Annotated in this window: 20 protein-coding genes; 17 read left to right on the forward strand and 3 right to left on the reverse strand. The window is 51.3% G+C overall.

All coding sequences use genetic code 11. The features are described from left to right. Positions 1-45 precede the first annotated feature (45 nt). A complete protein-coding gene (locus BB497_12295; protein ID AVI63419.1) occupies positions 46-1,635 on the forward strand; it encodes a peptide chain release factor 3 in 1,590 nt (529 codons plus the stop codon). 11 nt (positions 1,636-1,646) lie between these two features. Then, on the forward strand, positions 1,647-2,414 hold the full coding sequence (locus BB497_12300) for a hydrolase TatD (protein AVI63420.1): 768 nt from the start codon (positions 1,647-1,649) through the stop codon (positions 2,412-2,414). A gap of 22 nt (positions 2,415-2,436) precedes the next feature. Here the strand turns inward: BB497_12300 and BB497_12305 are convergent, their stop codons facing one another. Continuing rightward, entirely contained in the window at positions 2,437-3,396 is a 960-nt protein-coding gene (locus BB497_12305; GenBank protein AVI63421.1) for an aminomethyltransferase, read from the reverse strand. Positions 3,397-3,691: 295 nt separating this feature from the next. Here BB497_12305 and BB497_12310 point away from each other — a divergent pair, with 295 nt between their 5' ends. The 7 genes from BB497_12310 (at position 3,692) to BB497_12340 (ending at position 11,419) form a co-directional block, all read left to right on the forward strand. Next, complete coding sequence (locus BB497_12310) at positions 3,692-3,889, forward strand: hypothetical protein (protein AVI63422.1); 198 nt, start codon at positions 3,692-3,694, stop codon at positions 3,887-3,889. Then, positions 3,889-4,296, forward strand: coding sequence for a peroxiredoxin (locus tag BB497_12315; GenBank protein AVI63423.1), 408 nt, complete (start codon positions 3,889-3,891; stop codon positions 4,294-4,296). The genes BB497_12310 and BB497_12315 overlap by 1 nt, the downstream gene beginning before the upstream one ends. Before the next feature lie 41 nt (positions 4,297-4,337). Further along, a complete protein-coding gene (locus BB497_12320; GenBank protein ID AVI63424.1) occupies positions 4,338-6,362 on the forward strand; it encodes an excinuclease ABC subunit B in 2,025 nt (674 codons plus the stop codon). A 3-nt stretch (positions 6,363-6,365) separates the two neighbouring features. Further along, positions 6,366-7,193: a hypothetical protein gene (locus tag BB497_12325; GenBank protein AVI63425.1), complete on the forward strand. Its 828-nt coding sequence runs from the start codon at positions 6,366-6,368 to the stop codon at positions 7,191-7,193. Between the two features lie 211 nt (positions 7,194-7,404). After that, entirely contained in the window at positions 7,405-8,910 is a 1,506-nt protein-coding gene (locus BB497_12330) for a fumarate hydratase (GenBank protein AVI63426.1), read from the forward strand. Between the two features lie 121 nt (positions 8,911-9,031). Then, complete coding sequence (locus BB497_12335; GenBank protein ID AVI63427.1) at positions 9,032-10,450, forward strand: cardiolipin synthase; 1,419 nt, start codon at positions 9,032-9,034, stop codon at positions 10,448-10,450. Between the two features lie 51 nt (positions 10,451-10,501). After that, a complete protein-coding gene (locus tag BB497_12340; GenBank protein ID AVI63428.1) occupies positions 10,502-11,419 on the forward strand; it encodes a LysR family transcriptional regulator in 918 nt (305 codons plus the stop codon). A gap of 35 nt (positions 11,420-11,454) precedes the next feature. On the opposite strand, the gene BB497_12345 is transcribed toward BB497_12340, so the two are convergent. Further along, positions 11,455-12,549, reverse strand: coding sequence for an ADP-ribose pyrophosphatase (locus tag BB497_12345; GenBank protein ID AVI63429.1), 1,095 nt, complete (start codon positions 12,547-12,549; stop codon positions 11,455-11,457). 166 nt (positions 12,550-12,715) lie between these two features. Here BB497_12345 and BB497_12350 point away from each other — a divergent pair, with 166 nt between their 5' ends. Both BB497_12350 and BB497_12355 read left to right on the forward strand, forming a co-directional pair. Next, on the forward strand, positions 12,716-13,615 hold the full coding sequence (locus BB497_12350; GenBank protein ID AVI63430.1) for a ribonuclease BN: 900 nt from the start codon (positions 12,716-12,718) through the stop codon (positions 13,613-13,615). A 14-nt stretch (positions 13,616-13,629) separates the two neighbouring features. Further along, positions 13,630-13,905, forward strand: a complete 276-nt coding sequence (locus BB497_12355) for an acylphosphatase (GenBank protein ID AVI63431.1) — start codon at positions 13,630-13,632, stop codon at positions 13,903-13,905. 7 nt (positions 13,906-13,912) lie between these two features. Here BB497_12355 and BB497_12360 read toward each other — a convergent pair whose 3' ends face one another. Next, complete coding sequence (locus BB497_12360) at positions 13,913-14,863, reverse strand: glycerate dehydrogenase (protein AVI63432.1); 951 nt, start codon at positions 14,861-14,863, stop codon at positions 13,913-13,915. 205 nt (positions 14,864-15,068) lie between these two features. Between BB497_12360 and BB497_12365 the strand changes: the two genes are divergently transcribed. The 6 genes from BB497_12365 to BB497_12390 all read left to right on the forward strand — a co-directional run bounded on the left by BB497_12365 (position 15,069) and on the right by BB497_12390 (position 20,039). After that, on the forward strand, positions 15,069-15,353 hold the full coding sequence (locus BB497_12365) for an FmdB family transcriptional regulator (GenBank protein ID AVI63433.1): 285 nt from the start codon (positions 15,069-15,071) through the stop codon (positions 15,351-15,353). 66 nt (positions 15,354-15,419) lie between these two features. Next, positions 15,420-17,198, forward strand: a complete 1,779-nt coding sequence (locus BB497_12370; protein AVI63434.1) for an aspartate--tRNA ligase — start codon at positions 15,420-15,422, stop codon at positions 17,196-17,198. A gap of 108 nt (positions 17,199-17,306) precedes the next feature. Then, positions 17,307-17,861, forward strand: coding sequence for a crossover junction endodeoxyribonuclease RuvC (locus tag BB497_12375; GenBank protein ID AVI63435.1), 555 nt, complete (start codon positions 17,307-17,309; stop codon positions 17,859-17,861). A gap of 68 nt (positions 17,862-17,929) precedes the next feature. After that, positions 17,930-18,538: a Holliday junction DNA helicase RuvA gene (locus BB497_12380; GenBank protein AVI63436.1), complete on the forward strand. Its 609-nt coding sequence runs from the start codon at positions 17,930-17,932 to the stop codon at positions 18,536-18,538. 68 nt (positions 18,539-18,606) lie between these two features. Further along, entirely contained in the window at positions 18,607-19,644 is a 1,038-nt protein-coding gene (locus BB497_12385) for a Holliday junction DNA helicase RuvB (protein ID AVI63437.1), read from the forward strand. After that, positions 19,641-20,039, forward strand: coding sequence for a tol-pal system-associated acyl-CoA thioesterase (locus BB497_12390; protein ID AVI63438.1), 399 nt, complete (start codon positions 19,641-19,643; stop codon positions 20,037-20,039). Before BB497_12385 ends, BB497_12390 begins: the two co-directional genes overlap by 4 nt. Positions 20,040-20,113: the final 74 nt, after the last annotated feature.

Here is a 20,113-nt window from a genome sequence, read left to right on the forward strand (position 1 = left end):
CGCGCTTCCCCGGATTGAATATTGCACCATCTTTCAGAGAGCCTAATGTCTGACGCTAACATAGCGCGCGAAGCTGAACTGCGCCGTACCTTTGCTATCATTTCACACCCTGACGCGGGTAAAACAACTATCACTGAAAAGCTGCTGCTGTTTGGGAACGCTATCCAGATGGCTGGCTCGGTGAAGAGTAAGCGCAATGACCGTCATGCTACTTCTGACTGGATGAAGATGGAGCAGGAGCGGGGTATCTCGGTAACCACCTCGGTGATGCAGTTCCCCTATGGTGGGCGTATTGTAAACCTGCTAGATACGCCAGGGCATGAAGACTTCTCCGAAGATACTTACCGCACGCTGACAGCGGTCGATTCAGCGTTAATGGTGATTGATGGCGCAAAAGGGGTTGAGGATCGCACCATCAAGCTGATGGAGGTGTGTCGTCTGCGCACTACGCCTATCCTGACTTTCATCAATAAGATGGATCGTGATATCCGCGACCCCATTGAGGTGATGGATGAAGTAGAAACCGTATTAAACATTCAGTGTGCGCCGATGACCTGGCCGATTGGCATGGGACGGCACTTCAAAGGGGTGTATCACCTCTATAACGACGTTGTTCATCTGTATACCCAAGGTCAGGGTAGTCGCATTCCTGACGATAAGCGTATTGAAGGGTTAGATAACCCTGAAGTGGATGCTGTGTTGGGTGAAGAGCAAGCAGAAGAACTGCGTATGGAGGTTGAGTTAGTACGCGGTGCGTCCCATGAGTTTGACCTTGAGGCTTACCGCCGCGGCGAGTTATCACCCGTTTATTTTGGTACTGCCATGGGGAACTTTGGCGTACGCGAAATGTTGGATGGCTTTGTAGAGCATGCCCCGGCGCCCCAACCCCGCAATACCGATACGCGTGAAGTGACCGCTCACGATGAGCGCTTTACCGGTTTTGTCTTTAAAATTCAGGCCAACATGGACCCGAATCATCGAGACCGCATTGCCTTCTTGCGCGTATGTTCGGGAAAGTATGAAAAAAACATGAAAATGCGCCATGTGCGTATTGGTAAGGATGTGAAAATTGCCGATGCGTTGACCTTTATGGCCTCGGATCGCTCGCAGGTAGAAGAGGCGTGGCCGGGCGATATTATTGGTTTACACAACCATGGCACTATTCAGATCGGCGATACCTTTACGGTGGGTGAAGATATGCGCTTTACCGGCATTCCTCACTTTGCCCCGGAGCTGTTTAAGCGTGTGCGCTTAAAAGACCCATTGAAAATGAAGGCACTGCAGAAGGGACTTCAGCAGCTTTCAGAAGAGGGGGCTACTCAAGTATTTATGCCGATGGACAATAATGACTTAATTTTAGGTGCGGTAGGTACGCTCCAGTTTGACGTGGTCGCCCACCGGTTGAAGGAAGAGTACAAAGTTGACTGCCTGTATGAAGGCGTCAACGTGCAAACGGCGCGCTGGGTATATTGTGAAGATGCCAAGATGCTGGAGGAGTTCAAGCGCAAGGCCAGTACCAATTTGGCAATCGATGGGGGAGGGTATCTTACCTACATTGCGCCAACCCGGGTTAACTTGCAGATGACCCAGGAGCGTTGGCCCGACATCCGCTTCCAGCCGACTCGCGAGCATTAAGCTCACTGCCTATGTTGATAGATGCCCACTGCCACCTCGATTTTGCCGCGTTTGATGATGATCGCCTCGATGTTATCAATGCGGCCAAAGCGGTGGGTGTGGGCCATTTTGTGGTGCCGGGTACCACACGAACTCGCTGGCCCAATGTGCTTAAGCTAGGGGAGCGCTCGGATGTCAGCCTGTGTCTAGGCTTACATCCCTATTTTATCGCCGAGCACCAGGAGCAGGATCTTGATGCTCTGGAGCAACAGATTGCGGAAAATAAGCATTTCGTCGCTGTCGGTGAGTGCGGCATCGACGGGCGTTTTACAAATACCTTAGATGAGCAGTGGCGCTATTTTGATGCCCAGTTGCGGCTCGCCAAACAGTATGCACTGCCGGTGGTAGTACACTGTGTCAAAGCGAACGACACCGTCAGCAAACGGTTGCGCGAGCTTGCGTTGCCTAGGGGTGGTTTGATTCATGCATTTGCGGGGTCTTACCAACAGGCTGATAGGTTTTTGCAGCTTGGCTATACGCTAGGCTTGGGGGGCAGCGTTACCTTTGAGCGTGCCCAGCGACTGCGTCGCGTGGTTAGTCAGTTACCAGACGATGGCTTTGTGCTGGAAACGGATAGCCCTGATATGCCCCTTAGCGGGTATCAGGGCCAACGTAATGAACCTTGTCGAGTGGCAGGCGTTTGTAAAGCCGTCGCATCGCTACGCAACCAAACGGCGGAGGAGGTCGCGGCACTAAGTAGCGCGAATGCAGCGCGACTGTTTGGGCTTGTTAATTATTAAGGCTTAAGTGATTATCAGGCTGTTATGCATTCACGTTAACGGCTAATTGTTCAGGATCTAAGCGCTCAAGAGCATAAGGTAGCGAACAGAGCGTTACAGATTTATCTTGCCAAAAAATAGCAGGCGTATCTTCGATAACTTTAGTGCTCACAACCGCTAACAGCTCCACGTGCTGCTCTTCACTGAACGCGCTGCTCACCACTTCTCCAGCGCGTTTACCGTCAGCATCTATCAAAGCATCACCTGTGCTAGGCAATGTGGTCGCGGGAACTGAGGCGCGCACCATGCGTTTTTTTACCTGGCCACGAAAATGAGCCCGCGCGACGACTTCCTGGCCGGTATAACAGCCCTTTTTAAAGCTGATCCCTCCTAAGGCTTCCCAGTTAAGCATCTGTGGCAAGAAATGATCCTGCTGTGCGTCGGTAAGCCATGCTATGCCATTGCGGATGTCTTCAAGATGCCACGCATTGCGCGATTGGTCGTCATCGCTCAGTTCATGGTGCGAACTATCTTTGAGGCAAAATAGCCAGCGTGCTTGGCCTGGTATACGCAGCACAAGCGTTTCGCCGTTGCTGTTCTGGGTGTCGGGTAGGTCAGGTAGCGTCATACCCGTTGCCTTGGCTAACGGCAGGGCGTCTGCGCTGGCGCCAACAAAGGTAAGCGTAGGCTGGGTGACTAACTCTGTACGGTAAAAAGCGGCGAATTTTTTTAAGTGTGTTGCCAGTATGTCGACTAGCGAAGCGCTCATTATCAAGCGGAAGTGCTCTTCACTTAAGCGTAGTATCTGAGCATTAGCCAGCATTCTACCTTTTGGGGTGCAAAAGCAGGTTAGCGGTGCAAAGTGGCCATTCGCTAAACTGACTTGGGCGCTGGTCTGACCCTGCAGAAATTTCTCTGCATCCGCACCTATCACATCCAGAGCGCCAAGGTGGGTAAGACGTACATTGCGATTTAGCTGGGTCTGGAAAGTGGCGGCCGCCATAAAAACTCCTGATTGCAGGTGGTTGCTAGTATCTGGCTATTAGCTAGCTATGCCTAAGCGGCAATAGTTTCGTGTAGAGCGCATAATGGATGCAGAGTGCTAATGTATGTAGAGCATACAAACTGTATTTTAAGAATGAAACTGAAACGCGACTTAGTTAGGTGAGGGCGCCGTGAGCCAATTGCAAGACAGCTATGGCATACTAGACATTCTTACTGCACCGGTACTGTGCAGCATATTTGTATAGGTTTCGGCAATCGCCTGACCATAGATTCATTTTTCAAAAGGGTGGCGGATGGCTTATCAATCACTAACGTTTAAGGGCGTAACCACCCCTGAACAGGTCAATAAAATCACCACTGCATTAATGATATTAGATGGCGTCGATAGCGCTGAGGTGGGCCGTTATGGCGCTGAGGTAGAAGGACGTGCTAAGCGGGAGACGCTTATTAAAGCCGTTGAAAAACTTAACCTAGGAGTAAAGGTATCGTAATGCATAAGCCCATCACTATTATTAGCGAGCGCAATCGCGTTTTTCGTCAACGGGTTGAGGTCGACGGTTTGGAGGCGCTGTACTCGGATGTGCCACCGGTCGTTGGTGGTGATGGTAGTGCCCCCGACCCCCATGATTACTTCGATATCGCGCTGGGTACCTGTAAAGCGATTACCGTGCAAATGTACGCGAAGCGTAAGCAGTGGCCTCTAGAGGGAATCACCGTGAAGGTGCAGCGCGATGATAGCCAAGAAAGAAAAGGTGTCTACAGCCTGGCCGTCACGTTGATGCTGCACGGGATTGAAGACCCTGAGCAGCGCACCAAGCTGGAAGAGATCAGCCATCGCTGCCCTATCCAGCGACTGATGACCCAGGCGACAGTAGAAATTACGACGCACACCGAGTAACGCTGCATACTGAGTGTTTCACCCTCAGAACGGGAGTAATGATGAGCAAGGAGTTCAGGCTACAGTCAAAATTTAAGCCTGCCGGTGATCAGCCAACGGCAATCCGTAGTTTAATCAGCGGGCTGGAATCGGGACTTGCCCATCAAACCCTGCTGGGGGTAACCGGTTCAGGTAAGACGTTTACCATGGCAAATGTGGTACAGCAGCTGCAGCGGCCTACCATCGTCATGGCGCCTAATAAAACACTTGCTGCCCAGCTCTACGGGGAATTTAAGTCGTTTTTCCCAGACAACGCGGTTGAGTATTTTGTCTCTTATTACGATTACTATCAGCCGGAAGCATACGTTCCCTCTTCCGATACGTTTATCGAGAAAGATGCTTCGATTAATGACCATATCGAACAAATGCGTCTGTCAGCTACTAAAGCCCTGCTGGAGCGTCGTGATGCGTTAATCGTCGTATCGGTTTCAGCTATCTATGGCCTGGGTGACCCCAACCAGTACCTGAAAATGCGCCTGCATTTTTCCCGTGGTGAGCTGATTGATCAGCGGGCTTTTCTGCGCCGCCTAGCTGAGCTGCAATATACCCGCAACGATATGGATTTTCGTCGGGGTACTTACCGAGTACGCGGCGATGTGATTGATATCTTCCCGGCAGACTCAGATGAAGAGGCGGTACGGGTTGAACTATTTGACAGCGAGATTGACACCATTCGCCTGTTTGATCCGTTGACCGGTGCTGTCCGTGGGGAGGTGCCGCGTATGACCATCTACCCAAAATCGCACTACGTTACGCCGCGGGAAACTATTTTGGGGGCCATTGATGCCATCAAGGGCGAGCTCAAAGAACGCCTGGAATGGATGCGCAAGCACGAGCGGCTGGTGGAAGCGCAACGTCTTGAGCAGCGCACCCTTTACGATATTGAGATGATGCTGGAGCTGGGTTATTGCAACGGCATTGAGAACTACTCGCGCTATCTCTCGGGGCGTGCCCCAGGTGAGCCGCCACCGACTTTCTTCGATTACTTGCCCGATGACGCACTGCTGTTTATAGATGAGTCCCACGTTAGCGTGCCCCAGGTAGGCGGTATGTATAAGGGCGACCGTTCACGCAAAGAGACGCTAGTCGAGTATGGCTTCCGGCTCCCCTCAGCGCTGGACAACCGGCCGATGAAGTTTGAGGAGTGGGAAGCGATAAGCCCGCAGACGATTTTTGTCTCAGCCACGCCGGGGAAATATGAAGCAGAGCACGCCAGCCAGATAGTTGAACAGGTGGTGCGGCCAACCGGGCTGTTAGACCCTGAGATAGAAGTTCGCCCGGCAAGCACCCAAGTAGACGACCTGCTTTCTGAAATCGGCTTACGTACCGCCGTTGGCGAGCGTGTGCTTGTGACCACCTTGACCAAGCGTATGTCTGAAGACCTAACCGAATACCTGGATGAGCACGGTATTCGTGTGCGCTATTTGCACTCCGATATCGATACGGTGGAGCGGGTTGAGATTATTCGTGACCTGCGGCTGGGTAAATTTGATGTATTAGTAGGGATTAACCTGCTTCGCGAAGGGTTGGATATACCCGAAGTGTCGCTGGTGGCTATTCTGGATGCGGATAAAGAGGGCTTTTTACGCGCCGAGCGCTCGCTGATTCAAACCATTGGCCGCGCTGCCCGTAACGCCAACGGTAAAGCGATACTCTATGGCGACAGAATCACTGACTCAATGCGCAAAGCGATTGATGAGACCGATCGGCGCCGCGCCAAACAGGTCGAGCACAATGAAAAACATGGCATTACTCCCACTACGGTCACGCGATCGGTAGCCGATATTCTTGAAGCTGCCCAAGCGCCCGGTAAAAAGAGCAGTCGTCGCCGTGGTTCAGAGCGCAAAGTGGCGGAAAATGCCGCCGAGTACGATGTAACCACCATGAGCAAACAAGACCTGCTAGGCGCTATTAGTAAGCTTGAGGACGCCATGTTTGAAGCAGCACAGAACCTCGAGTTTGAAGAGGCGGCGCGTCTACGTGATCAGCTTCATCAAATGAAAGAAAAGCAGCTGGCGCTGGGGTAAACAATGCCGGAAGGTCCTGAAATTCGCCGTGCTGCTGATAAAATTGAAAAGCAGCTGCGTGGTAAAACCTTGGATGATGTGTGGTTTGCATTCCCCGAGCTTGCTAAACAGGCTAGTTCGTTAATCGGCATTCAAGTAAACGCAGTGGATACCTGGGGAAAGGCGATGCTGATTCGCTTTGCAGATCAGCGGGTGCTGTACTCTCATAATCAGCTGTATGGGGTATGGAAGCTCCATTCAGAAGATAAGCCGCCCCCGACCAAACGCTCTCTTCGCGTTCGTTTAACAGCAGAGGGCAGGGCGGCGAGCCTTTATAGCGCATCGGATGTGTCGCTATGGCATGAAAATGCGCTAGATTCACACCCATTTTTAGCGCGTTTAGGTCCTGACCTGTTGAGCCAGCAGGTAACATCAGGTGATGTACAAAAGCGCTTAAATGACCCCCAGTTCCGGCGGAGAAGCTTGGGGGCGCTGTTGTTAGATCAGCGGCTGGTGGCAGGCTTGGGTAATTACCTGCGAACAGAAATTCTATTTTTTTCTAAGCTTCACCCTAAAATGCGACCTGTGGATTTAACGGCTGTTCAGCTCTCGCTACTAGCCGACTCTATTATTGATATCACTCATCGGGCATACCGCCAGGCAGGAGTTACTAACCTTGACGCGTGGGTTGAGCAGGCAATTGCTGCGAAGGAGCCACGCAGGCAGTGGCGTTTTAGCGCCTTTGAGCGTGCAGGGTTATCGTGCCACCGCTGCGGCAGCATTATTGAGCGAATGATGGTTGGGTCACGTCGGCTGTATTTATGCCCCTGCTGTCAGTTGCTTTCCCCTTAAAGTATTTTATACCGTTATCCTGCTGTTTTCTTAAAGCTTAGATCAAAACATTAGCATTTATGGCTCGGAAGCAGCGTTGAGCGGCTGCCGCTCTCTAGGCAATACGGTATACTCCTCCCACACCCAGACGGCCACGTTTGACGCATTAGTCCATAGCAGTAGTGACGACTAACGGCCGCGGAAAAGACGATAACCGAGGAGCTGTTTGACCATGACCGTGATCCGCCAGGACGACGTGATACAAAGCGTTGCCGATGCTCTGCAGTACATCTCTTACTATCATCCGAAAGACTTTATTGATGCCATGGCAGCCGCCTACGAGCGCGAAGAAAATCCCGCTGCTAAAGATGCTATAGCGCAAATTCTGATCAATTCGCGTATGTGTGCCACTGGCCACCGCCCGATTTGCCAAGATACCGGCATTGTAACGGTCTTTGTACATGTTGGTATGAACGTCACTTGGGATGCGGAGCTTAGCCTTGATGATATGATCAATGAGGGCGTTCGTCGCGCCTATAAGCTGCCGGATAACGTTCTGCGTGCCTCAGTGCTAGCCGACCCCGATGGCAAGCGTGAAAATACTAAAGACAACACGCCGGCAATTATCCATTACAAGATCGTACCTGGCGATAAAGTCGATATTCATGTGGCTGCTAAAGGTGGTGGCAGTGAAGCAAAATCTAAATTTGCCATGCTCAATCCTTCCGATAGCGTAGTGGATTGGGTAATGGAACAGCTGCCAAAAATGGGGGCAGGCTGGTGCCCACCGGGTATGCTGGGTATTGGCATCGGTGGTACCGCTGAAAAGGCCATGGAAATTGCCAAGGAAGCGCTGCTGGATCCTATTGATATTCAAGACTTACAAGCCCGTGGCCCAAGTAACCGTGCTGAAGAGTTGCGTCTTGAATTGTTCGATAAAGTGAACAAAAGCGGCATCGGTGCCCAGGGGTTAGGTGGCTTGACCACCGTGCTGGATATTAAAGTCAAAGATTATCCGACCCACGCCGCTAATAAGCCGGTGGCGATAATCCCCAACTGTGCAGCCACCCGTCATGCTCACTTTACGCTAGATGGTTCAGGCCCTGTTGCACTGCCTGCCCCTAAGCTTGAAGACTGGCCGCAAATTACCCGAGAAGCAGGGGATAACGTTAAACGCGTTAACCTAGATACCGTAACGCCTGAAGAAGTTAAAACCTGGCAGCCGGGTGATACGCTTCTTTTAAATGGCAAGTTATTGACTGGGCGTGATGCGGCACATAAGCGCATGGTTGATATGATTGCAAAAGGGGAGCCGCTGCCTGTTGATATGAAAGGCCGGTTTATCTACTACGTAGGCCCCGTTGATCCCATTGGCGATGAAGTGGTTGGCCCAGCAGGCCCTACTACTGCGACGCGAATGGATAAATTTACCAGGACTATGCTGGAAGAGACGGGCTTATTAGGCATGGTAGGTAAAGCTGAACGTGGCCAAATAGCCATTGACGCAATTCGTGACAACGAAGCGGTTTATTTAATGGCGGTGGGCGGCTCGGCTTACTTGGTAGCCCAAGCAATTAAAAAATCTCGTGTGGTCGGCTTTGAAGATCTGGGCATGGAAGCAATCTACGAATTTGAAGTGGAAGACATGCCGGTAACCGTTGCGGTAGACAGTCTTGGTACTTCTGTCCATCAAACCGGGCCAGCCAAATGGAAGGAAATTATTGCTCAGTCGGCTTAATTGCTTGATATCTTTATAAGCAATACGTGAAATAAAGAAGCCCCGTCCTACGCGGGGCTTTTGTGCATTGGCAGTAAATCGATCAAACAAAGGATCCCTACCGGATGGCGAGGAATAGTCAATGACCTCATGGTTATTAGGGACAGGTATTATGCTGATACACCTTTTGGGGATTGTGTCAGCCATCATGGCGTTAATGTCGAGCCGTACCTCTCAAGGTGCTGTTGCGTGGATTATTTCATTGCTTACGTTTCCTTACGTGGCATTACCAGCGTACTGGTTTTTTGGGCGGCCACGGTTTTATGGCTATGTTTCGGCGAGAGGCGCCCGAGATAACGTTCTAAGGCGAGTGTTGGCACGCTACAGGAACAACGTTAAACCCCACGTTGCACAGCCTAAAAATGCCGATATTCAGGCTGTGGAGCAGCTGGCGATGATGCCTTTAACGAGGGGCAACAGTGCAGAACTACTCATTGATGGTGAAGCGACCTTTAAAAGTCTTTTCGATGGCATAGACGATGCTAAAGATTATCTGTTGCTTCAGTTTTTTATCGTTCGTGACGATGAGCTAGGGCGTCGATTGCAGCGGCACTTGACTCAAGCTGCACAGCGGGGTGTACGTGTTTACTTTCTTTATGATGAAGTAGGCAGCCGAAAGCTTAATCAAAGCTATTTTCGAGAGCTCACCAAAGAGGGCATTGACGTAAAAGCCTTTCGTTCTTCGCGAGGTTTCAAGCATCGGTTTCAGCTTAATTTTCGTAACCACCGCAAAATTATGGTGACCGATGGCAAGAAGGGCTGGGTTGGTGGTTTTAATGTTGGGGTAGAGTATTTGGGGCAGGGTGCTCGTCATGGCCCATGGCGGGATACCCACTTAGCCTTGCAAGGGCCGAGTGTTTTGGGCCTGCAAGAAGCTTTTTGGGAAGATTGGCACTGGGCGACCAATGAGGTCATCACGCTTAATTGGCATGCAGAAACCCATCCGCAAGAAGACCACCAAGTTGTTATCGTACCTTCCGGCCCTGCGGATAAACAGGACACTGCAAGCCTGTTAATTCAACAGTTAATTCATAGTGCGAATGAAAGGCTGTGGGTGACTAGCCCCTATTTTGTGCCTGATCAAGGAGTACAAGATGCGCTTCGTTTAGCGGCGATGCGGGGGCTTGATGTCCGTGTGATGATTCCTGAGCGGCCAGATCATCTGCTGGTATTCTTGTCAGCATTCTCATTTCTACCCGATATGTTAAGAGCAGGCGTTAAAATATACCGTTATCTTCCTGGGTTTTTACATCAAAAAGTGATCTTGATTGATGATGAAGCAGCAAGTGTAGGTACCGTGAATCTGGATAACCGCTCATTTCGACTCAATTTTGAAATTACTGCTTTTATCCCCAGTTCAGCATTTGCTGCGGAAGTAAGTAAGATGCTGGAAGAGGACTTTGCTCACTGCCGACGCGTTACCATGGATGAAATAAACCAGCGTCCTATGTGGAAAAAAGTCGTATCAAGGGCTGCTTATTTGACTGCGCCAATTCAGTGATCAACGGAGCGCCGAAAACAGCTGCGAATGGTTGGGCACAAGGAGTTTTGGGTGAATTTAGAAACAAAATGGCTAGAAGACTTTGTCGCGTTGGCAAATACACGTAGTTTTTCTGCATCGGCAAAACAGCGACATGTAACACAGCCAGCTTTTAGCCGCCGTATCCGGGCTTTAGAGCAAGCAATCGGCGTGACGCTGGTTGACCGCACCACAACCCCGATAGGTTTGACGTCGGAGGGTCAACTTTTTTTAATTACCGCCCGAAACTTGGTTGAACAGTTAAATGAGTCACTAGGGCATCTTCGAGGTTTATCTATTGCTAACGAAGCGCTGGATATCGTTGCTGCTCACTCACTAGCGCTGAGCTTTTATCCGCCATGGATATCGCGGTTACAAAAAGGATTAGGCGAGTTGCCTACCCGCTTGGTTGCTATGAATGTGGGGGAGGCCATTCATGTGCTGCGAGAGGGTAATTGTGACCTGATGTTGGCTTACTATGACCCGTTTGCCACCATGCAGTTAGATGCAGAAGTATTCCCCTCGTTTTCAATCGGGAAAGTGAAAATGTTACCCGTCACCCTTCCTGACGAGAATGGCGAGCCGCTTTTTTCGCTGCAGCGTGATAGCTCCATTCCTTATTTAGCCTACACTCAGGGGGCATTTTTAGGCCGCAGTGTCCGAATGCTGCTGAAGAATGACCCGCTGCGTATGAAGCTTCGCACGGTTTACGAAACCGCCATGGCCGAAGGTTTAAAGGGTATGGTGTTACAAGGTGTTGGCACCGCGTGGATCCCGGATTTTTGTATCCGTGAGGAATTAAAAAGTGGTCGACTGGTAAGGGCAGGAGATGAAAGCTGGGATATTCCTCTCGAGATTCGTCTTTACCGCTGCTCATTAGTGCATAAACCAGGCGTTGAGCGGCTATGGCGTCAGATGATGAAGTTGCCAAGGGATTTTCTACAGGCATAGTTAAGCGGCGTCGATGTCTTCTGACGCCGCTAAGCCTAAAAACTACTAAAGTCGGCGGGGAGCCCTAAAAAATTTTGAATAATAAAAAAGTGGTCTTCAAACAAGCTCTCCGGCCTTAAATCCGCCAATGCCACCCAGCGCGCATGGTCCCCCCCGCGAACCGGTTTAAGGCGTGGTAGCTGCTGGTCAGGACGAAGAGCGAAGTAAAATGCTTCTGCTAGCGTGCGTCCCCGCCAACTACGATGCGGCTCGTCAAATAAGCGCTGCCCGCGAAGGGAACCTTTTAAAACGGGTTCGGGCACTTTGAGACGCAGCCGTTCGCGCAACTCCCTTAAGCAAGCATCTAACAGTCGCTCATGGGGGTTAATAAAGCCCCCCGGTAGAGCAAACAAACCTTTACCGGGAGCCGCCGTACGTTTAACCAATAACACGTGCCCCGACTGGACGACCACCGCGTTAACGGTAACAAAAATAGGTGGGTAGGGCGCGTGTGCCCACGCCTGCCGGTATTGGTCGAGTAATTGCTGCTCTTCTAACAGCTGATGGTAGGCGTCGCCTTGGCAAAAGCTGCCCACACGTTTTACCACTCCAGGCGGCAAGTCGTGATATGCACCGGTGCTAAGGTAGTCATCGGTAGAGCCCAGCGAGCGAAACAGACGCTCGCGTATTTGGCTCGCCGAAATGCCTTCTACTAAGGGTACGCTCACTGACTCCCACTGGGGGAAAAGCGATAAATAATAACTAGACTGCCCACGGCTTGCGCCTATTAACCCAATGCGTGGCAAGCGGGCGTTGGCAGGTGCAGCGAGGTCACGAACTTTCCGTTGAACGTCTCTTACCCATACATCGTCATTATAAAGAGCGTCCAGCAGCGGCGTAATTTCTAGGCGCTGGTTATCATCATCATCAAAGCCAGAACGAATCATGGCTTGGCGTTCATCAAAATGCCATGGGTTGCGTAACGAACGAGCCTGCCAAGCGGACCCCACCAACACAATGACCTGTCTCGCCTGTTTAAGCGCTTCTCGGATGATCGCTAAATGCCCCAGGTGGGGAGGCTGGAAGCGTCCGATAAATACCAAGCAATCAAAGTCGTAAGCCATAGCAGATTCAACAGCATCCGAGTTCATAGGGCTTCCTTGATCGTTGATAAATGAGCGCCATTATGGAGTGGGCTGCGAAGTGACGCAATGTGGTCATACCTGCACCCAGCGCTAGGGTTAGGTATGCTTACTATCTCGAGCAGGCGTTAATGATTGACACGGACGCCCCATAAAGTCGTTTAAGGGAATGGATATGTTCAAGCGCACACTTATTTTTTGGTGGAAGGTAGTACAAGACGCAACTTCCTTATGGTTAGAGCGCAACGCATTTAGTTATGCAGGTTCGTTGGCGTTTTACACGCTATTTTCATTAGCGCCCACTGTCATCATTGCGGTAACTGTTATTGGGGTGGTGCTGGGTGAAGACGCTGCCCAAGGGCAAATCGTTGCTCAATTACAGGGAACGTTAGGCGTAGATGCTGCTTCTGCGATTGAGCAGGCGGTGGCGCAGTCGCGCATTGAAGAGTCTGGTTTGCTGCCCACGTTGCTTGGGTTTGCTGCACTAATCGTTGGCGCGACCACCGTCTTTGCGCAAATGCAGTTTTCGCTCAATACCATTTGGGGCGTAACGGCTAAACCCACCTCAAATAGCATGTTTATATTTATCAAAAACCGTTTGCTGTCGCTGACAGTGGTGCTCTCAATTGGCTTCATTCTGCTTGTCTCTTTGGTGCTTGGGGTAGTAATAAGGGGAATGCTGCAAGCGACCGATCACCTCCTTCCTTATGCCAGCTTATTTACCACATCGCTTGAGTCGTTAATTTCATTGGCAGTCGTTGTGCTGCTTTTTGCGACGATTTTTAAGGTATTGCCGGATGTGGTTTTGAGTTGGCAAGATGTGTTTATTGGGGCAGTAGTGACAGCTGTGCTCTTTACAATAGGGCGCAACATCATCGCCGTGTATCTAGCCTACACGGCTACTGCGTCTACGTATGGCGCCGCAGGCTCAGTGGTGATGATATTGCTATGGGTCTACTACAGCTCGTTAATTCTACTGTTTGGTGCTGCCTTTACACGCTCGCTGCTATTGCGTCGTGGCCGCCCATTGGTTCCTCGTAACAGCGCAGTTCTGGTTAAACGCGAGTTAATTTAAACAGGAGCTACATCATGGAAAAACGTTGTGTTCGTGCTTATGTGACAGGAAAGGTTCAGGGCGTGTGGTATCGAAATAGCACGCAAGCGCAGGCGCTTAAGCTGGGCATTACAGGCTACGCTAAAAACTTGCCAGATGGTCGTGTGGAGGTGGCAATGTGTGGAGAAACCGACGCTGTGACTGCGCTTGGCGAGTGGCTATGGCAAGGGCCAGATGGAGCGCGGGTCACCCATGTTACGTTTGAAGTGTTGGATGACTACCACGCTCCTGATCATTTCTCGACGTATTAATGGGCGCTTACTTTGCGCTTGTTTGCCACGCCGTAATGTTGTCTGCCGTTAACGCCACAATGTTTTGACGGGCTTCAGGGGTAATCCAAGCGTTATGGGGCGTAACAATCAGGTTCAGCGGCTCCGCATTCGCCAGCGCTTCTAACAGCGCATGGCCCTCGCGAGGCGGTTCTGTAGGCAATACATCCACTGCCAGCCCACCAATCTGGCCATTGCGTAACGCTTCTAGGGCGGCGGCTTCATCGATAACGCCACCTCGCGCGCAGTTGATAAGCAGTAGCGAAGACTTCGCTTTTGCCAGCCGCTCTTGATTGATGAGATGGTGGGTAGCCTCATTGAGGGGGCAGTGTAGGCTTATGATATCTGCCCTGGGTAACAGTTCATCGAGAGACGGTCGCTGGTCGGCAGCCTCGTTTCCCGGCCGTGCGGAAAACGTCACCTGCATACCAAATGCTTCTGCTAAGCGTGCTACTTCCGAGCCAAGTTCACCTTGACCAACCATCACTAACTGCTTGCCTGCTAGCTGTAGGGTTGAGTGCTCTTGTAAACAAAAAAAGTCACTTTGTTGCCACTTCCCGGCAGCAATATCCGCCTGGTAGCGTGGCAGACGATTTGCCAATGTCAGCATTAGCATTAGCGTATGCTGTGAAACGCTGGCGGTTCCATAAGCGGTAACATTTTTAACGTCAATATTTTGTGCTTTAGCTGTTTCTAGATCGATATTGTTAAGCCCGGTTGCTAGCACGCAAATAAGCCGTAATTTGGGCAGCTGTGTTAACGTCTGCGCATCTAATTTCACCTTGTTGACGATAGCAACTTCGGCGTCTGCAAGACGTTCAAGCGCTTGTTCTGAGGTGCTTTTACCGTACACTTCAAGATGGCTAACAACTGTTTGAATTGCGGTTAAATCAATATCGGGCCCTAAGCTTTGGGCATCCAGCATGACCGCATGGGGCATTTTATTTTCTCCATTAACTGCCAGTAGGCGCTTGGCCTTGCCCGGCAGGGGGCACAAAAGGGTATAATGTGTCGCTCTATCAACCGCAGTCTTGGAATTTATCCCGACAGGCCACATATTTACAGCCTGTTAACGTCATTTTTATCAAAACGTTAGCCTGTGAAAAACCAGTCTGTTGGAGTTGAGCTTTTCAGGAGTCATCAACATGCCCATCTATGAGTACGAGTGCAAGGCCTGCGGCCATCGCATGGAAAAATTACAGAAAATCAGTGCGGACCCACTCAAAGAGTGTCCTGCCTGCCAGCGCAACGGACTTGAACGCTTAGTTTCAGCGGCAGGTTTTCGCTTAGCGGGCGGCGGTTGGTACGAAACTGATTTTAAGACAGGCAGTAAGAAGAATTTGGTCGCTGATGGCCAAACCGCTTCCAGCGCTACGGGTTCAAAAACTGAATCCCCCAGCGCACCAACGAATAAAGGCGCCGCTGCTTAGCTGCGGCTGTCAGGGGCGTAACGCCCCGCGACAATCTCATTGCCACGTAACAGAACAGGATTAGACATGCGCAGCCATTATTGCGGCCAGCTTAACGAAACTTTGGTGGATCAAACGGTCACCGTATGTGGTTGGGTGCACCGTCGCCGTGATCACGGTGGGGTCATTTTTCTCGACATGCGCGATCGCGATGGCATCGCTCAGTTCGTTGTAGACCCTGATACCGCCGAGGCGTTTGCCCATGCCGACCGCGTCCGCAGCGAATACGTCTTGCGTATTACCGGGCGTGTCCGGCTGCGTCCAGAAGGTACTCAAAACCCCAATATGCCCACGGGTATGATTGAGGTACTGGCCAAAGAAGTAGAAGTGCTCAATACCGCTGCTACACCACCTTTCCAGCTTGATGAGCATGGCAAGGTAGGCGAAGAAGTGCGTCTTAAGCATCGCTATATTGACCTTCGTCGCCCTGACATGATCGAGAAACTGCGTCTGCGTTCGCGTATTTCCCATAACGTTCGCGCGTATCTTGAGAATCAAGGCTTTCTTGATATTGAAACCCCAGTACTCACTCGCGCTACGCCAGAGGGTGCTCGCGACTACCTGGTGCCCAGCCGTACTCACGCCGGCAGCTTCTTTGCGCTACCGCAGTCGCCACAGCTGTTTAAGCAGCTGTTAATGGTGGCCGGATTTGATCGCTACTATCAGATCGCCAAATGCTTCCGCGACGAAGATCTGCGTGCTGACCGTCAGCCTGAGTTCACTCAGATTGATATCGAGGCGTCCTTCGTCGAAGAAAATGACATCATGAACATTACTGAAGTCATGATTCGTCAATTATTCCAAGAAGTGCTAAGCGTGGAGTTGCCAGCGTTCCCGCGCATGACGTGGCAAGAAGCCATGAACCGTTTTGGTTCGGACAAGCCTGACCTGCGTATCCCCCTTGAGCTGACCGACGTTGATGACTTGATGCAACAGGTCGACTTTAAGGTGTTCTCAGGCCCGGCCAGTGCTGAAGATGGTCGCGTAGCAGCACTTAAAGTACCTGGCGGCGCCAAACTTTCCCGTAAAGAGATCGATGAATACACTAACTTTGTCGGCATCTACGGTGCAAAAGGCCTTGCTTGGATTAAGGTTAACGAGCGCGCCAAAGGCCTTGAAGGTCTGCAGTCGCCCATCGTTAAGTTTATGGAAAATGTGGTCGAAGCGTTATTAGACCGTGTGGGTGCAGAGGATGGCGATATCATCTTCTTCGGTGCTGACAAAGCGCGTATTGTTAATGAAGCGATTGGCGCACTGCGTGTCAAACTAGGCGCTGATCTTGAACTTTATACCCAAGCCTGGGCACCGCTGTGGGTCGTTGACTTCCCGATGTTTGAAGCCGACGATAATGGCCGCCTGAGCCCGCTTCACCACCCCTTCACGGCGCCATCTTGCTCGCCGGAAGCGCTGAAGGAAGACCCAGCAAAAGCGCTTTCCCGTGCTTATGATATGGTGCTCAATGGCACTGAGTTGGGTGGTGGTTCAATCCGTATTCACGACCAGGCTATGCAGAGCACTGTGTTCGAGATTCTTGGCATTGGTAAAGAAGAAGCACAAGAGAAATTTGGCTTCTTGCTGGATGCTCTGCAGTATGGCGCTCCGCCCCATGGCGGCTTAGCCTTCGGTTTAGATCGTCTGGTAATGCTCATGGCGGGTGCTAAGACAATCCGTGAAGTGATAGCCTTCCCGAAAACGCAAAGCGCAGGCTGCTTAATGACTGATGCGCCGGGCGAAGTTAGCCTCGACCAGTTAAAAGAGCTGAATATTCGCCTGCGCCAAAAGGCCAAAGCTGACGCTACTGAATAGCATTCCAGTACGCTAAGCTTTATCCAACACCGACGCCCTGCGTCGGTGTTTTTGTTAGCGACGTTTTTGTGAGCGATATTTTATTGCCAGCACAGTTGAGCACGTTAAATGAATGGAATCGAAGCAGCCCCCACTATTAGGATTTTAGGTATTGATCCCGGTTCGCGCATCACCGGCTATGGGGTGATTGACCTTGTTGGTGTCACGCCAAAATACGTCGCAAGTGGCTGTATCCGTACCGCAGAAGGGGCCTTAGAGCAGCGTTTGGCGCAAATTTATGCAGGCGTAGCCGAGGTCATTGGCTTGCATCGTCCTAATGCGGTGGCCGTTGAGCGTGTTTTTATGGCTAAAAATGCCGATTCAGCGCTTAAATTAGGGCAGGCCCGAGGCGCGGCGTTGGTGTGTATCGCCAACCACGGTTTAAGTATCGGCGAGTACGCTGCACGACAAATTAAACAGGCGGTTACCGGACAAGGTGGGGCTGATAAAGGCCAAGTGCAACACATGGTAACCGCCATACTTAAACTCTCCGCCACGCCACAAGCCGACGCAGCGGATGGGTTAGCTATTGCGCTCACCCATGCCTATGCAGGCAGTGGGCTGAGCACAACGCGCTCGTCACGAGGGCGCAGCAGGTCCTCCTCAGGACGCTGGCGACTCTAACCGCTGCTGGTCATCTGTACAGGGTGGCTTTATAGTAAACAGCTGTTTTGAATGTTGCGAGTAACCTTATGATTGGTCGTTTGAGCGGTTCTCTGCTGGAAAAGCAACCCCCGTGGATTGTGGTCGACGTTCACGGTGTTGGCTATGAGTTAGAGACCTCAATGAATACCCTAGTAGCACTGCCTGCTCCCGGGGAGAGCGTTTCACTCTATACCCACCTTACTATTCGCGATGATGCTCATCTTCTTTACGGCTTTGCCCGAGAACACGAGCGCGCCCTGTTTCGCGCCCTGATCAAGGTTAATGGCGTTGGCCCTAAGCTAGCGTTAGCTATCCTCTCTGGGATGGACGAAGAGGCTTTTATGCGCTGTGTTAGAGACGATGATAGTAAAGCGCTGACCAAACTCCCTGGGGTGGGCAAAAAAACCGCAGAACGCTTGATCATTGAAATGCGCGACCGCTTCCCCGAATGGGAAAATGGCAGTCATGCACCTCTAGCGCTGGAAGCGACAAGTGGCCGCCCAGCCCCTCGGGATAGCTTTGCAGATGCTGAAGCTGCGCTGGTTAGCCTGGGTTATAAGCTAACAGAGGCATCTAAAATGTTGGCTGATATTAATCCTAATCAATCAACAGAAGCGCTGATCAAAGCGGCTCTAACGAATCGTATGAACGGGTAAGTGTCCTTGTTCATTTATGGTTAACGACACTGCGTGCGGTTAAGCAAGCCATCAAAAAAAGAGCCTCTATGTTAGAACACGACCGGTTAATCGCTGCTGAACCCGAACAGGGGGAAGTGCGAATTGACCACGCTATTCGCCCCAAGCGACTTAAAGAGTACATCGGCCAGCCTCGGGTGCGAGAGCAGCTAGAGATATTTATTGGCGCGGCCAGGCTTCGCGAGGAAAGCCTGGATCACACGCTGGTATTTGGCCCTCCTGGGCTTGGCAAAACGACGCTTGCCAATATCATTGCCACGGAAATGGGGGTGGGGCTTAAATCAACCTCTGGTCCAGTGCTTGAACGGGCAGGTGACCTAGCGGCGATGTTAACCAACCTTGAGCCAGGCGATGTGCTGTTCATTGATGAGATCCACCGCTTATCGCCTGTGGTTGAGGAAGTGCTTTATCCCGCAATGGAAGACTTTCAACTCGACATCATGATTGGTGAAGGGCCTGCAGCTCGCTCTATTAAGCTCGACCTGCCCCCTTTTACGCTAGTGGGCGCAACAACACGTGCGGGGCTATTAACGTCACCGCTGCGTGACCGCTTTGGTATCGTCCAGCGCCTTGAGTTTTATAATTTAGAAGAGCTCACTGAAATTGTTTCTCGGTCGGCACGCCTTCTTCGGGTAGAAACTAGCCAGGAAGGCGCCGTGGAAATTGCCCGCCGGTCACGGGGGACGCCGCGTATCGCCAATCGCCTTCTACGGCGTGTGCGGGATTACGCGGACATCAAAGGTAACGGGGTAGTGGATGCTAGCTTGGCGGATGCTGCGCTGAACATGCTTAATGTCGACCATCATGGGCTTGATCACATGGATCGTCGCTTGTTACTGGCAATGATCGACAAATTTGATGGCGGCCCTGTGGGGGTGGATTCACTATCCGCAGCGATAGGGGAAGAGCGCGATACCATCGAAGACGTTATAGAGCCTTACCTCATTCAGCAGGGCCTTATGATGCGAACACCAAGAGGGCGTATGGTGACCCGCCAAGCGTGGCTGCATTTTGATAGGGTTCCCCATGAACACTCTGTCAACGTGGAAGGAGAGCGACGTCCATGAGCCATGGCTTTACTATGCCAATACGCGTTTACATGGAAGATACTGACGCTGGCGGGATTGTCTACTACGTTAACTATCTGAAGTTTATGGAGCGTGCGCGTAGTGACTGGCTGAGAGAATTAGGAATAAATCAGCAAATGCTGCTAGACGAAGGAACACAGCTAGTGGTATACCGCTTGGCCTGTCACTATGCCAAGCCAGCTCGCTTAGATGACCAGCTGGTGGTAAGTGCCTCAGTGGAAACTATCGGGCGATGCCGTATGACGTTTGAACAGCAGGTTCGACGTAATGAGGAACTCTTGTGCGCTGCGACAGTCGAGATAGCCTGCTTGAGTGCTAAGACGTTGAAGCCTAAGAAATGGCCCGCCACGCTTAGTCTGCTAGGCGAGGCCTAACGATTTTAAGCGCTTGATTTATAGTGCGGCTAACGAATGCTGAGTTCTTTGCAACGCTTGGCGGATATCACCGC

Origin of the sequence: Halomonas sp. GFAJ-1, from assembly GCA_002966495.1 — a bacterium.
Classification (GTDB): Bacteria; Pseudomonadota; Gammaproteobacteria; order Pseudomonadales; family Halomonadaceae; genus Vreelandella.

Coding starts and splice junctions, on each gene's coding strand:
- BB497_12320 (AVI63424.1), top strand. CDS start 4,338: ATGAGCAAGGAGTTCAGGCTACAGTCAAAATTTAAGCCTGCCGGTGAT.
- BB497_12350 (AVI63430.1), top strand. CDS start 12,716: ATGTTCAAGCGCACACTTATTTTTTGGTGGAAGGTAGTACAAGACGCA.
- BB497_12360 (AVI63432.1), bottom strand. CDS start 14,863: ATGCCCCATGCGGTCATGCTGGATGCCCAAAGCTTAGGGCCCGATATT.
- BB497_12335 (AVI63427.1), top strand. CDS start 9,032: ATGACCTCATGGTTATTAGGGACAGGTATTATGCTGATACACCTTTTG.
- BB497_12370 (AVI63434.1), top strand. CDS start 15,420: ATGCGCAGCCATTATTGCGGCCAGCTTAACGAAACTTTGGTGGATCAA.
- BB497_12295 (AVI63419.1), top strand. CDS start 46: ATGTCTGACGCTAACATAGCGCGCGAAGCTGAACTGCGCCGTACCTTT.
- BB497_12300 (AVI63420.1), top strand. CDS start 1,647: ATGTTGATAGATGCCCACTGCCACCTCGATTTTGCCGCGTTTGATGAT.
- BB497_12390 (AVI63438.1), top strand. CDS start 19,641: ATGAGCCATGGCTTTACTATGCCAATACGCGTTTACATGGAAGATACT.
- BB497_12380 (AVI63436.1), top strand. CDS start 17,930: ATGATTGGTCGTTTGAGCGGTTCTCTGCTGGAAAAGCAACCCCCGTGG.
- BB497_12330 (AVI63426.1), top strand. CDS start 7,405: ATGACCGTGATCCGCCAGGACGACGTGATACAAAGCGTTGCCGATGCT.
- BB497_12305 (AVI63421.1), bottom strand. CDS start 3,396: ATGGCGGCCGCCACTTTCCAGACCCAGCTAAATCGCAATGTACGTCTT.
- BB497_12365 (AVI63433.1), top strand. CDS start 15,069: ATGCCCATCTATGAGTACGAGTGCAAGGCCTGCGGCCATCGCATGGAA.
- BB497_12345 (AVI63429.1), bottom strand. CDS start 12,549: ATGAACTCGGATGCTGTTGAATCTGCTATGGCTTACGACTTTGATTGC.
- BB497_12355 (AVI63431.1), top strand. CDS start 13,630: ATGGAAAAACGTTGTGTTCGTGCTTATGTGACAGGAAAGGTTCAGGGC.
- BB497_12375 (AVI63435.1), top strand. CDS start 17,307: ATGAATGGAATCGAAGCAGCCCCCACTATTAGGATTTTAGGTATTGAT.
- BB497_12315 (AVI63423.1), top strand. CDS start 3,889: ATGCATAAGCCCATCACTATTATTAGCGAGCGCAATCGCGTTTTTCGT.
- BB497_12310 (AVI63422.1), top strand. CDS start 3,692: ATGGCTTATCAATCACTAACGTTTAAGGGCGTAACCACCCCTGAACAG.
- BB497_12385 (AVI63437.1), top strand. CDS start 18,607: ATGTTAGAACACGACCGGTTAATCGCTGCTGAACCCGAACAGGGGGAA.
- BB497_12325 (AVI63425.1), top strand. CDS start 6,366: ATGCCGGAAGGTCCTGAAATTCGCCGTGCTGCTGATAAAATTGAAAAG.